The following is a 13,256-nucleotide window of genomic DNA, read 5'->3' as shown; positions in this document are numbered from 1 at the left end:
GCAAAGCTCAACAGTTACCAGACTAAGGTCATTAATGATTCCGAGATGGTTGCCTGTGAATAATCTACTGACATCATAATACTTAACGTGGTAATCGCGATAATGGAGAAGATAAATAGCTTTCTTGCCCAAATCCGATTGTCCGTTGTGGTATATCCGCTTAATGCCATAACTAACCAGCCGATACCGACAACCGCAGCCACGACCAGATAACTGTAACCTGCATATCCACTGATCGTCAGCATCAGTGTCGCAACGATAAATGCGATGATATACAGAGTAATGTGGTGCTTAGTGACCGGAATACCTCGTTTAACCGGAAGCACCGGTATCGAGGCCGCCAGATAGTCTTTGTAGCGAAAGATAGCGATCGCATAAGAGTGAGGCATTTGCCACAGGCTAAAGATCACTAACAGGATCAAGGCACCGGCATCAAACTGATTGCTTACGGCACAATAACCGATGACCGGCGGCGCTGCACCGGACAAGCTACCGATTAGGGTTCCGTATACTGATTTGCGTTTTAAATACAGGCTATATAGCCCGACGTAAATAACAAACCCCAGCACGGCAAACAGCACGGCCAGCATATTGGTATAAAAGTAGAGTAACCCAAAGCCAGCCACGCCCAGCAGACAGGCATACAGGATGGTATTCACCGGAGAAATGAGTCCTTTAACCAGAACTCGATTCTTGGTTCTTTCCATCATGCAATCGATGTCTCTGTCGATATAGTTGTTAAACACACAGCCGGAGGCCACAACTAAAGATACGCCGATGATGGTAGCAAACAGTAACACGAAGTCCACGCGCCCTTGGGACGCGAGGAGGAAACCACCGATGACGGAGACCATATTGCCAAAAATGATGCCCGGTTTAGTGACTAACAGATATTTCTTAATCATCAGATTAGCTCTTAGTGAACCATCATGTTGATATTAAGGTTGTACATTATCCATAGTGAACCCACAACAACGATAGCGATAATCAATCCGGTAAAGACTAGGGCGATAAAATTCCATCCCCCCTCTGATTTTGTATTCATGTGCAGGAAATAGATTAAATGAACAACAATCTGGACCACGGCAAACAGCGCAACCGCCACCACTAACGTGCTCGGGCTTGCTGATTTTGTCATGACCATCCAGAAAGGAATCGCCGTTAAAATAACCGAGAGCACGAAGCCAATAAGATATGACTTAACGCTGCCGTGGCTTGCTCCGGAAGAGTCTACAACTGTATTTTTCATTTAGATCACTCCCAGCAGATAGACTACGGTGAACACACAAATCCAGATAACATCCAGGAAGTGCCAGAATAGGCTCAGGCACATCAGTCGGGTGTTATTTTTAGGCGTTAACCCTTTTTGAGAAACCTGGATCATCATTACTGCCATCCAGATTAAACCTAAGGTGACGTGCAGTCCGTGAGTACCTACTAAGGTAAAGAATCCCGATAAGAATCCACTGGTTGAAGGGCCATAGCCCTCGCTCAGTAAAATATGGAATTCATTAATCTCCATACCGATAAAGCCAAGACCGAACAGGAAAGTAATGGCTAACCAACCGATAACATGGCTTTTATGGCCTTTGTACATTGAGATAATTGCCATACCGTAGGTAAAGCTACTCAGTAACAGCAGGGCCGTCTCGCCAAGTACGTAAGGCAGTTCAAAAATATCCTTACCGGAAGGGCCGTCAGCAATGTTATTTGCCAGCACCGCATAAGTTGCGAATACCGCGGCAAACAAAATACAGTCGCTCATCAGGTAGATCCAGAAACCGAATACGGTTTTGGAACTCGTCTCATGGTCGTGATCGTGGTGCTCGTGCCCGTGGGCATGAGCATTCGGGTTGACCAAGGTATCAGTTGACATGATTTACCCCTGCCTTACTTAATTGTTCAAAACGCTGATTTTCTATTTTCTCGATCTCTTCTACCGTGACATAGTAGTCAGTGTCGTCATTGAAGGTATGGGCAATATAAGTTACGGCCATGCCGATCAGTCCAACAATCGCCATCCACCAAATATGCCAGATCATGGCAAAGCCAAAGACTACGCTGAAGGCTGAGATAATAATGCCGGCGCCGGTATTTTTTGGCATATGAATAGGTTCATATTTCGCCGGGCGCTGATAGGCTGTGCCTGCTTCTTTCTCATCCCAGAACGGGTCGATATCTTTAATGTGCGGAGTAATCGCAAAGTTATAGAACGGGGCTGGTGATGAGGTTGCCCACTCAAGAGTACGTCCACCCCACGGGTCACCGGTTACATCCATATTCTTTTTGCGATCTTTGATACTGACAATGATTTGCAGAATCTGGAAGGCGATACCGATCATAATCAGTACAGCGCCACCGGCCGCAAGCAGTAATAAACCGCTCCACTCGCCGCTAACGGTATTCAGACGACGGGTCGCACCCATAAAGCCAAGAATGTACAGTGGCATAAAGGCAACGAAGAAGCCGACAATCCAGAACCAGAATGAACACTTACCTAATGTTTCATTCAGCTTGAAGCCGAAGGCTTTCGGGAACCAGAAGTTGAAGCCAGCCAGACAGCCGAATACCACACCGCCGATAATCACGTTATGGAAGTGAGCGATCAGGAACATACTGTTATGGATAACGTAGTTGGCACCCGGAACGGCTAACAGTACGCCAGTCATACCACCAATGGTGAATGTGATTAAGAAGCCCAGCGTCCATAAAATTGGCGTTGAGAACTTTAAACGGCCCTGATAAATGGTAAACAACCAGTTGAAAATCTTCACACCTGTCGGTATCGAGATAATCATGGTGGCTATACCGAAGAAGGCGTTAACGTTAGCGCCAGCGCCCATGGTGAAGAAGTGGTGCAGCCAAACGATAAACGACAAGATAGTAATTGCTACGGTTGCCCATACCAGTGAGGTATAGCCAAATAACCGCTTCTTACTGAACGTTGCCACCACCTCAGAGAAAATACCAAAGCAGGGCAGAATAAGAATATAAACTTCCGGATGACCCCAAGCCCAAATCAGGTTGACGTACATCATCTGATTACCACCGAGATCGTTGGTAAAGAAATGGAAGCCCAGATAACGGTCAAGGGTCAACATGGCTATCGTTGCGGTTAAAATTGGGAACGCAGCAATAATCAGGATGTTGGCGCACAGCGCGGTCCAGGTAAAGACCGGCATTTTCATCATGGTCATGCCCGGTGCGCGCATTTTCAGTATGGTGGCGAAGAAGTTTACCCCGGTGAGCAGCGTACCGACCCCGGATATCTGTAGACTCCATATCCAATAATCGACCCCGACCCCCGGTTTAAGTGAGAGCGGCGGATAAGCCAGCCAACCGGTTTGAGCAAATTCACCAACGCCCAGCGAGATATTAATCAGCACCACACCGGCAACAAATAGCCAGAAGCTTAGGGAGTTCAGGAATGGGAAGGCGACGTCACGGGCACCGATTTGCAACGGAACCACGATATTCATTAAACCAATAACAAACGGCATCGCCATGAAGAAAATCATGATTACGCCGTGAGCGGTAAATATCTGGTCGTAGTGGTGAGGTGGTAGGAACCCCTCACCGCCATCGGTAACCGAAGATATTGCCAGTTGAGTACGCATCATCAGTGCGTCAGCAAAGCCGCGCAGTAACATCACGATGGCAACCAGAATATACATTACACCGATTTTTTTATGGTCAACGCTGGTTAGCCATTCATTCCAAAGCCATTTCCATTTACCAAAATAAGTAAGCAGAGCAAGAACGGCGATGCCGCCAATGACGATCATCCCTACCGCACCCATAATAATAGGTTCGTGGTAAGGAATCGCCTCAAGTGTTAATTTTCCTAACATTATTTATTCCTCGGCTCCAGAATGTGAGTGCTTGCTCATATCCATACCCATATATTGATTAATGATCTCGAGGTACAGGCCAGGTTTAACAGTCGAAAAGAATTGAACCGGATTATTCTCACTCGGCTTAGCCAACTGTTTGTAATCTTCCCACTGAAGTTGATCGGGAGACTGTCTTACTTTCTCAACCCATTTCTCAAAGTCTTCCTGAGAAGTGACAATGGCGTTGAATTTCATGCCTGAGAATCCGGCTCCGCTATAGTTAGCCGACATGCCCGGATAAACGCCTTTCTCATTCGCAATTAAGTGAACGATATTTTGCATTCCGGCCATCGCATAAATCTGGCTACCGAGGCGAGGGATAAAGAAGGAGTTCATTACATCATCGGAGGTCACTTTGAATTTGACCGGTACGTTCTCTGGGAAAGAGATTTCGTTAACCGTGGCAATACCAAGCTCCGGATAAATAAACAGCCATTTCCAGTTCATGGCGATGGCTTCAACCGTTATGGTTTTAGCATCACTCTGGATTGGCTGGCGAGGGTCGAGTTCCTGAGTACTTTTCCAGGTCAAGACGCCTAAAATAATAATGATGATGCAGGGAATACCCCAAACGACCATCTCAATTTTATTTGAGTGAGCCCAGTTCGGTGTATATTTTGCGTTTTTGTTTGATTCTCGATACTTCCATGCAAAATAGAAAGTCATGAAGATGACGGGGATAACGACAATCAGCATGAGAAAGGTGGCAGTTAATATCAGGGTTCTTTGTTCCATCCCGATCTGCCCTTTAGGATTCATCAGCGCCATATCACAACCGCTGAGTAGCAACCCAACGATAGCCAGAATGAGCAGCTTAGAAAACTTATTGTATTGTTTGAGACTCATTGAACAACCTCATGACAAAGTACAAAAGCGCTTTGTTATATTACGTGTGGGGGCAATTTTATGTAAAAGTTACAAATATGTAAATAACATTAATTTATTGTCAGTGAATAATGTGATCTCTTGGCGTAACTTTAAGAGGATGATGCATATAAACTAGAGAAAACAGAAATAATGCTCTATTAAACCCGAGGTTAGAGCATATTTTTTATCAAAAATAGTGAAAACTTTTTAGAAGCAGGTAAATGAAGTATTTTATTAACATTTGACAGATAGCCAACGGAGAATGGACCAAATACTCTTTTTATCTGGCCTTAAACCCACCGGCTGAGAGCGCCGAAACGGGAAGGCCAGATATTGATGCCGCGTAATCATTCACACCTTGTAATAATAGTCACACTCATGCTTAGTTTCGGGATGACTGTGCATAATGGCATGAATAGCATTGAGCAAAGGCGCCACAGCCTGTAAAGGCTGCAGTTCTAAAATGCGGCGCTCCCACTCATAGCCATCAATCTGCTCATCGCGCTTAATCAGAAAACCATATTTATTGACTGCTATCTGAAAGTTTTCTTCAATATGTTCATACTGAGCGCACTGGCAGCAGTGGACAACTAATATGCCTGAATGGGTCCGGGTAACGACAAATTCATTCATAGGCCACCTCGATAAGAACCGTAAATTAAGGGTTCTTATATTAAGGTATAGCAAAAGAATGGTGATATGGATGTGCATAGCGCTATGAAGCAAAAAATTGTTGTGTCTGGAGCCGAACTATCGCTTGCCAACGTCGATCCGAATCCCTTAGTTTTCTGCTATCAGGCAGTTTGACGCTTGACTATCCTTGCGGTTATTAAGCCAAGCATTAGCGTAATTCCCGGCAACCAAACCCACAATAGCTCTGATTTAATCACGGCGATCCCCATCGGTTTAACATACTGACTTAATTGGAAAGGGGCGACTTTGATCACCTGTACCGGGGCGAAAAATCGCTCCTGAGACCAAGGCCAGAGCCAACCAACCCCCATTCCCCCGGTAGTTAAAGAATCAAGAACGCTGTGAGAAAGCAGGGATAGGGTTAAAAACCACCATATGCGCCAATAGCCGACGTTAAAATAACGCTGAAAGAGCAGGGCCAAGGTGGGCAATAAGAAAGCAAACAGCAATGAATGGGTAAAACCACGATGGCCAAATGCGTTTGCATAGGCAATGCCCAGTTTAAAGGATAGAACGTCAAGATCCGGCATGGTTGAAAAAACAATACCGGCAAATAATAGCGCAGGTGGTATGGTTTTTTTGCCAAGGCCTAGCCCGATACAGAGAGGGACTGCGGCATGAGTAATAATCGTCGGCATGATTAACGTCCTGTAAATAAAAAAGATAGCCCGAGGCAGAAACTAAAAATCAATAAGCAGCCCAAAGGATGCTGTCTCAGTGTGAAGATAAGATGAAGTCTTGCTGATTTATGACTATCCTGCTGTGCTATCTGGCTACGTCTCTGTAACTGACAGCGCGGCGGTTATCAATATTGACTGACACAATGAATTACAGATAGCGGTAAATAATAAACGGCGTTTTGCTTATCGGGCGAGTAAGATGTGCCAAGCTGTCACATCAGATTATAACTTCAGGTTATCGTTGGTATTTTTTTGGAGGTGCATTTAATGAAATGTTTGTCCCGTGCGGCAACGGCGCTGCTATTTCCCTGCCTGGTTAGCTTATTTATTTCACCGATAACGGCGTTGGCCAAATACGATCCGGCTAAGAATTATCAAGAAATTCCGGCTATCGTAAAACAGTTCCCGGTACCTAATGTTGATATGGGCACTCCGGCGCTGGTAAAGGATAAAACTGATTTCACCTCTCAAAAAGAGATGGAAACTTTCATTGATGAACTGAGTAAAAAATCCCCTTCATTACAAGTTCGTATTATTGGCCAGTCACAGCAGGGGCGTGATATTCCACTGCTGGTGTTTTCTGACTCCCACAGCCCCGCCTCGGCAGTATTGTTGAAAAATACTAAACCAACGGTGCTGATTATCGCTTTGCAACACGGCAATGAACCCGCATCCGGCGAAGCTGCTCTGGCCTATGCTAAAAGTTTAGCTGATGGTAAAGAGGGTAACGTGCTGTCACGGGTCAATGTGCTGATTATTCCACGGGCCAACCCTGATGGGGCTGAAAATTTCACCCGAGACTTGGCTAACGGCATTAATTTAAACCGCGACCACTTACTGTTAAGTACGCCTGAAAGCCGTGCGATTGCCGGCGTACTCAACCAATATCAACCGGATGTCGTTCTGGATAGTCACGAGTACAGCGTTGCTGGCCGTTGGGTTGAGAAGTTTGGTGCGCTACAGCGCTATGATGCCATGCTGCAATACGCCACCACGGTCAATTTGCCGGCACGCTTAACTAAAATGAGCGATAAACCGTTTCGCGACAGCATTATCACGACCTTGGAAACCAGTGGTTTGAGCAATAGCTGGTACTTCACGACCGATAAGAATGATATGAAAGATAAAACCTTATCGATGGGGGGCATTGGTGCTGATACCTTCCGAAATATTGCCGGTTTACGTAATTCGGTCTCTTTTTTATTGGAAACCCGCGGCGTAGGGTTGGGCAAAGCCCACTTTGCCCGCCGCGTTTATACCCAGCTTATTTCTATGCAGGCACTGGTTAAAACGGCGGCTAAAAACAGTGAAGACCTGACGGCGATGGGGAAAGAGATTCGGGCCGATATCGCCCAACAGGCGGGACAAGGGGCGATAGTTGTTGAGGGTAAGGCGACGATAGAAAAACACACCATTTCGATGATTGATGCTAAAACGGCCGATGGTAAAAAGGTTGATACTGACTGGCGTTCTTCGCTAAGTATCGCGCCGGTTATCACGCGGTCTCGACCATACGCTTATGTTCTGGCACCGACTGAGAAAAAGGCGGCTAAGAAACTTCAGGAATTGGGCGTTGATGTTTACACCGTAAGCCAGCCAGTGACCATTAAAACTCAGCAATACAATCTGCTGGAACGCAACGATGCCAACAAAAAAGATGTTACCGGCAGCGTGGGTAAGGCGGGTAACCAAATGATCGGCGTGAAAACCAGCCAGTCAGATAAAGAGCTGGAGCTGACTGAGGGCTATTATTATATTCCGTTAGAGCAGCCGTTGGCTAACCTGATAATCGCGGCACTGGAACCAGAAACTCAAAGTAGCTTTATTGCCAATGGTATTTTAAGTTTGCCTGCGAAACCCAAAGCGGTCACTAAAAAGAAAGCCAAGGATAAAGCAAAAGCTGAGACCGTGTTACCGGTGTTGCCGCTGTATCGCGTTCAGGAGCGTCCGCAAGTTTCACTCGTTCTGATGCAGTAATTTTTGAGGTTTTGTTTGAATACAGCACCGATAATCTTATTGGTTATCGGTGCTGTTTTAGCATGAGAACTACGATATTTCACCGCACTCATGGTTAGTCAGGCAGCCAGATATTGCGCATTTCTTTGGCAAAGGTCTCCAGACTTTTTGGCGGCTTGCCGGTAATGTCCTTCACTTCAGAAGTCAGGCGATCTTCGCAACCTCTGGAAACCAGCGTATCTAACATGGCGAGCGTTTTAGCGTATGGTTCACTCATGCCCAGATCGATTAATCGTCGTGAAAAATCCTCTTCGCTGAGCCTGATGTGTGAAACCGGGTGACCAATAGCACCGCCAATAATCTGGGCGACTTCAGCATAAGAGAGAGATTCCGGGCCGGTGATGATCACATCCCGATTAAGCGGCGTCGGATTTGTCAGTGCCGCATTGGCTACCGTAGCAATATCGTAGGTATCAACAAATGGAATGCGACCAAAAAAAGTCGCCGAGTAGATTCGGCCTTCATCCAAAATTGTCGACATATGAAACTCTTCAGAGAAATTTTGCATAAACCAGGTTGGCCGTAAAACGATCCACTCAGGCGCATGCTGCTTCAAATAGCGGTGTACCGCCCCCATCATCGGCCCGCCTTCTTCTAAAAGCGACGCGCTGAGCAACACAAATCGCCGAATTCCCCGATCTAATGCCAGATCGATAAATGGCTGCATAACCTCTAATGTGTCGGTTTCATTCGACGGAGCGACCAAATAGATAGCCTGAATGCCTTCAAGCATATCAGCATGGTTAGTTTTGTTATGCCAATCAAAACAGACGCCGGGATGCCCGTAAACTGAGGATCCTGAACGGGACGCTATCCGCGCCCGGCGACCTTCATTCTTGAGTTGAGATGCAATTCGACGGCCGGTTTTTCCGGTGCCTCCGGTAAGAAGAATCGTTGGGTTACCCATACAGCCTCCTTGATAACCGATACTGACCTTTGTCGCGCCAGCAGCAATAAATAGACTACGGTCGCCGTGATTTTGGCGATGATCCCTGATGTACGGTAATAACCGGAATATACCCGTGATACTTCAAGTTACAGATATTTAGGGTATAGATTGTTGCTTAAGATAAATTCACTTGCCGATTAACGCCGTTACATTTGAATTCGACGATGTTTACGCCGGAATCAATGATTTCTAGCCCGCTCTCCCGGCTATTAATCAAATCTGATGCTCTCTTAAACTTAGCAGGGAATGGCTAAAAATCGACCGTTTCATTATTTTGAAACAGTTAATTTATATTTAATGACCACACTGTCGCAAAATGAAGAAATTGATAGGGAAAATAAAAATAAGGCCATAGAAAAGAATAAAGGCCCGGCTGATTGTGATTCAGTCGGGCCAGAGGGTTTGGTCAGGCGGGGTTAATTATCAATTAATTCAAGGCCGGCAACTCGCTTCCAATAGCCGTTACAGTCAGCCTGATTTTGTAATAACAGCGGAGCCTGACCCTGCTCATTACTCCTGAATGAGGTGACTAAATCGAGAGTTTCATGGCCCTGAGGAGATAGCCGAACGATATCAACCAGCCCGTTCATTTCAGTTAAATTATTGCCCAGGTTATAGCAATAGCCACTCTGGGTTTGAATACCGTTGAGAACGAATACCTGCTGGTTCTCCTGAGAAATGACATTGCGTCCGGTAGGGTAATGAATGCAGCAGGTCTCACAATCATCTTTTGGCCGATCTTCTGAGCGGGCAGTAAAGCAGCGGGCCGAGTAAGCCAGCGGTAAGTTGCCATAGCTGAAAATTTCGACTTCAAATTTATGGCGAATATCGAGTTCTTCACACTGCTTGAGCAAATTGATCAGCCAGTCCCGGGATAGCTCAACCGGCATACACCAGCGCGACATACCCTGCTTGTAAAGGGATCTCAACGCATAGGCGTTGTAACAGTTAAGTGCCGGACCGGCGACAAACGGTAAATTGCGCTCAGCGGCCATATTTACCGCCCCCAGGTCATTAGCTTCTATCAGAAACTCGCCATTCTCGACATAGCGCTTAAGTTCGGTGAGTTCCGATGGTGCCTGAAGCAGGGCCAACGTTGATATCACGACCTGTTTGCCTGACTGTGCCACCGTTCTGGCTAACTCCAGCCAGTCATTAACCTTCATTTCCCGCCGTTTGCTACAAACGGCTTCACCCAGATAGATAATATCTGCGCTGCTTTCCATCGCCGCATGATAAAAAGCTTCGGTATCGTTTTTTGGCCAATAGTACAGCAGCGGGCCCAGTGAATATTTCATAGTTTCTCCGGCTTACTGCCACTTACGATGATAAGCGCCAAGGGTGGTTTGAGTTCCTTCAGACATCGAGCCTAAAGTGTCCATCCAGGCTTTATCGACGGCAAAATTTTGTGGATCGGCCAGACAACGGTCAATAGCCTGACGCCATACTTTAGCAACCTGACTGACATAGGCCGGACTCCGCTGGCGGCCTTCAATTTTCACCGATGCAATATTTGCTGCGAGCAAGTCAGGCAATAACTCCAGCGTATTCAGGCTAGTGGGTTCTTCCAGTGCATGATACAGCTCGCCGTCTACCCGATACCGACCTTTGCATAGGGTCGGGTAGCCAGCGTTTTCACCCTCTTTATAGCGATCGATTAAAACGTCATTCAGGCGAGACTCCAGCCCCTCTGGCGTTTGTTGCCAGCGGACAAATTTCGCCGGTGAGCAGGCGCCAACGGTATTGGGTGACTCGCCGGTCAAGTAAGAGGATAAATAGCAACGCCCTTCAGCCATGATACACAAGCTACCGAAAGCAAATACTTCCAGCGGTACCGGACTGGTTCGGGCTAGCTGCTTAACCTGATGCATGGATAGCACGCGTGGCAAAACGACCCGGGAAACGTCAAAGTTACGTTGATAAAAACGAATCGCTTCTTCATTGGTGGCCGATGCCTGAACGGAAACGTGGCGCTCCAGATCGGGATAGCGTTCTGAGGCATATTCCAGCATCGCGATATCGGCCAAAATCAGCGCGTCAGCCCCTAAATCAGCGGCTAAATCAACCGCCCGTTGCCAACGAACGTAACCGTCAGGATGAGCAAAGGTGTTAATTGCTATATGCAATTTTCGCTTATGGCGGTGCACATAGCTGACCGCTTCTTCCAGCTTTTTGTCAGTGAAGTTGAGTCCGGCAAAGTGGCGGGCATTAGTATCATCTTTAAAGCCGATATATACCGCATCGGCGCCGTTATCTACCGCGGCTTTTAGTGCCGGTAAGTTTCCGGCCGGGCAAAGCAGTTCCATCGATTATTCCTGCAAGAGAAAAGAGTTATCACCGTAAAGCCATGAATAACTCTCTGGTATGAAGGGCACGTGTGTTTCATGGGCTCATTGTAATTAACCTTTTGATAACGATTTTTGATTTGGGGCAGTTTATTGCTGATTGGCCGAAAAGGCCGGACATTGAATGACATACACATCACGCTTAATGCCAGCTTTATCCCACCACAGGTGACCTCTATCGACAAATTGATAATTTTTTGACCTGACTCGATGATCTTGAGCGTTGTTGTGGCAAAATAGCGAGAATATTTGTTCATCAGGAGTCAGAGCCAGTGTTAGAACAACTGAGAGCTCGTTTAGTCCGTCAGGGGCCGTCCCTTTTACGCTTGCCAATAAAGTTCACCCCTTTTGCATTGCAAAAGCAGGTTCTGCAGCAGTTACTGGGCTGGCAGTTTCGTCACGCTCTGGCCGAAGGGGATTTAGACTTTTTAGAAGGCCGCTGGCTGAAAGTAGAAGTTCGCGATCTGGCGTTGCGCTGGTTTGTAACGGTACGGGAAGGCATTCTGCTGGTGAGTGATAACCAACAAGAAGATGTCAGCTTTAGCGGAGATGCTAACGACCTGATTCTGATTGCGGCCCGTAAACAAGACCCCGATACGTTGTTTTTTCAGCGTCGTTTAGTTATCGAAGGCGATACGGAACTGGGGCTGTATGTTAAAAATCTGATGGATGCGGTTGAGCTGGAAAATATGCCAGCCCCGCTACGTATCGGTTTACATCAGTTAGCTGATTTTATTGAAGCCGGTTTGAAAGAGGGCGGCGAAGCTACTTCGCACGCACCGGCATCGTGTTAATTCGCGTAGAAATACCCGTTGATGCGGCCGGTATCGCTAAACTGCTGAGAAAAGTGTTTGGCGGTAACGACGAAGCCGATTTAATTCAGCAACTGCGAGAAGACGGGCTTATTACCCTTGGCGTAGTAGCAACTGACGATCATGGCGGAATTATTGGCTATGCTGCTTTTAGTCCGGTGATGGTTAACGGTGAAGATCGCCAATGGGTTGGCTTAGCACCGCTGGCCGTTGCTGAAAAGTATCAGGGTCAAGGCATTGGAAAAGCGCTGGTATATGAAGGGTTAGATACCCTAAATGAGTTCAGCTATTGTGCAGTAGCCGTATTGGGCGATCCGGGCTATTACGCTCCTTTTGGCTTTAAGTCCGCTGCTGAACATAACCTCCACTGTAAATGGCAGGGAATGGAATCGGCATTTCAGATTTATTCATTGGCTGATGATGCACTGATTGGCGTTTCCGGGCTGGTGGAGTATTCCGCACCCTTTGATCAACTACCCGCATAATTTAAGCTCTCTGAATAGAAAGGGTACGGAAGCCCTTTCCGTTCCCTTTCATAAGCTTCTACTATTTTGAGGTTACTGGCGTTTCCCGCACAAACCAGGACAAAATAAGGAAGACGCAGACAAAGCCAATTAGCGTATTGAAACCAAATCCAATTCCGTAAGTTTCCGACAGTAATCCGACCAGCCAGCCGGCAAATGCACCGCCAAGGCCTGAGGCGACATAGATAAGTCCCATCATACTTCCGCTTTTATCCGTCATGCGGGTACCGATAGCTGATGCGGTTGGAAACAGGACTGACATCGCAAATCCAAAGGCCATAAAGGCATAGATCCACTCATATACCATCATCCGGCTGATAATCAGGGTTACCAGAGATAATGCGGAGAATAGAATTAGCGTATTGCGTTCGCCTAAACGAATGTTAATAAAGCCACCGATAAAACGGCCGATGGTAAACAACACCGCAAAGCTGGCAATAACATAGGCTCCGGTTGCCGTTTTTTCTGCCACCGTGG

14 protein-coding genes are annotated in these 13,256 nt (G+C 46.7%); 3 read left to right on the top strand and 11 right to left on the bottom strand.

Translation table 11 applies throughout. The features are described 5' to 3' along the window. Positions 1 to 14: 14 nt before the first annotated feature. The 7 genes from cyoE to YWE_RS0114365 all read right to left on the bottom strand — a co-directional run bounded on the left by cyoE (position 15) and on the right by YWE_RS0114365 (position 6,091). Positions 15 to 905 carry a heme o synthase gene (gene cyoE / locus YWE_RS0114395; RefSeq protein ID WP_029095178.1) on the bottom strand — a complete coding sequence of 297 codons (891 nt, stop codon included), beginning with the start codon at positions 903 to 905 and terminating at the stop codon, positions 15 to 17. 11 nt (positions 906 to 916) lie between these two features. Then, a complete protein-coding gene (locus YWE_RS0114390) occupies positions 917 to 1,249 on the bottom strand; it encodes a cytochrome o ubiquinol oxidase subunit IV (protein ID WP_029095177.1) in 333 nt (110 codons plus the stop codon). Next, positions 1,250 to 1,876: a cytochrome o ubiquinol oxidase subunit III gene (locus YWE_RS0114385; protein ID WP_029095176.1), complete on the bottom strand. Its 627-nt coding sequence runs from the start codon at positions 1,874 to 1,876 to the stop codon at positions 1,250 to 1,252. Beyond that, positions 1,866 to 3,851, bottom strand: a complete 1,986-nt coding sequence (cyoB, locus tag YWE_RS0114380) for a cytochrome o ubiquinol oxidase subunit I (protein ID WP_029095175.1) — start codon at positions 3,849 to 3,851, stop codon at positions 1,866 to 1,868. Before cyoB ends, YWE_RS0114385 begins: the two co-directional genes overlap by 11 nt. A gap of 3 nt (positions 3,852 to 3,854) precedes the next feature. Then, the gene (gene cyoA, locus YWE_RS0114375) at positions 3,855 to 4,739 is read right to left on the bottom strand and encodes a ubiquinol oxidase subunit II (RefSeq protein WP_029095174.1); all 885 of its coding nucleotides are present in this window, start codon (positions 4,737 to 4,739) and stop codon (positions 3,855 to 3,857) included. 372 nt (positions 4,740 to 5,111) lie between these two features. Next, positions 5,112 to 5,393: a hypothetical protein gene (locus tag YWE_RS0114370; protein WP_029095173.1), complete on the bottom strand. Its 282-nt coding sequence runs from the start codon at positions 5,391 to 5,393 to the stop codon at positions 5,112 to 5,114. Positions 5,394 to 5,554: 161 nt separating this feature from the next. Beyond that, complete coding sequence (locus YWE_RS0114365) at positions 5,555 to 6,091, bottom strand: metal-dependent hydrolase (protein WP_029095172.1); 537 nt, start codon at positions 6,089 to 6,091, stop codon at positions 5,555 to 5,557. 309 nt (positions 6,092 to 6,400) lie between these two features. Between YWE_RS0114365 and YWE_RS27365 the strand changes: the two genes are divergently transcribed. Continuing rightward, positions 6,401 to 8,110: a M14 family metallopeptidase gene (locus YWE_RS27365; protein WP_051323351.1), complete on the top strand. Its 1,710-nt coding sequence runs from the start codon at positions 6,401 to 6,403 to the stop codon at positions 8,108 to 8,110. A gap of 94 nt (positions 8,111 to 8,204) precedes the next feature. On the opposite strand, the gene YWE_RS0114355 is transcribed toward YWE_RS27365, so the two are convergent. The 3 genes from YWE_RS0114355 to ubiU form a co-directional block, all read right to left on the bottom strand. Continuing rightward, positions 8,205 to 9,056 (bottom strand): ergot alkaloid biosynthesis protein, encoded by an 852-nt coding sequence (locus YWE_RS0114355; protein ID WP_029095171.1) that lies wholly within the window; start codon positions 9,054 to 9,056, stop codon positions 8,205 to 8,207. A gap of 458 nt (positions 9,057 to 9,514) precedes the next feature. Further along, the gene (locus YWE_RS0114345; RefSeq protein ID WP_029095170.1) at positions 9,515 to 10,396 is read right to left on the bottom strand and encodes a U32 family peptidase; all 882 of its coding nucleotides are present in this window, start codon (positions 10,394 to 10,396) and stop codon (positions 9,515 to 9,517) included. Positions 10,397 to 10,408: 12 nt separating this feature from the next. After that, entirely contained in the window at positions 10,409 to 11,404 is a 996-nt protein-coding gene (gene ubiU, locus YWE_RS0114340) for a ubiquinone anaerobic biosynthesis protein UbiU (protein ID WP_029095169.1), read from the bottom strand. Between the two features lie 311 nt (positions 11,405 to 11,715). On the opposite strand from ubiU, the gene ubiT reads away from it, so the two are divergent. After that, complete coding sequence (ubiT, locus tag YWE_RS0114335; RefSeq protein WP_029095168.1) at positions 11,716 to 12,237, top strand: ubiquinone anaerobic biosynthesis accessory factor UbiT; 522 nt, start codon at positions 11,716 to 11,718, stop codon at positions 12,235 to 12,237. Beyond that, entirely contained in the window at positions 12,231 to 12,740 is a 510-nt protein-coding gene (locus YWE_RS0114330) for a GNAT family N-acetyltransferase (protein ID WP_029095167.1), read from the top strand. The genes ubiT and YWE_RS0114330 overlap by 7 nt, the downstream gene beginning before the upstream one ends. 61 nt (positions 12,741 to 12,801) lie before the next feature. Here YWE_RS0114330 and YWE_RS0114325 read toward each other — a convergent pair. Then, on the bottom strand, positions 12,802 to 13,256 hold a 455-nt coding region (locus YWE_RS0114325; protein WP_029095166.1), incomplete at its 5' end, for an MFS transporter.

It is taken from the genome of Budvicia aquatica DSM 5075 = ATCC 35567, from assembly GCF_000427805.1.
GTDB lineage: Bacteria > Pseudomonadota > Gammaproteobacteria > Enterobacterales > Enterobacteriaceae > Budvicia > Budvicia aquatica.
The sequence above is the reverse complement of the archived record's forward strand: the minus strand, read 5'-3'. Positions and strand labels throughout refer to the sequence as shown.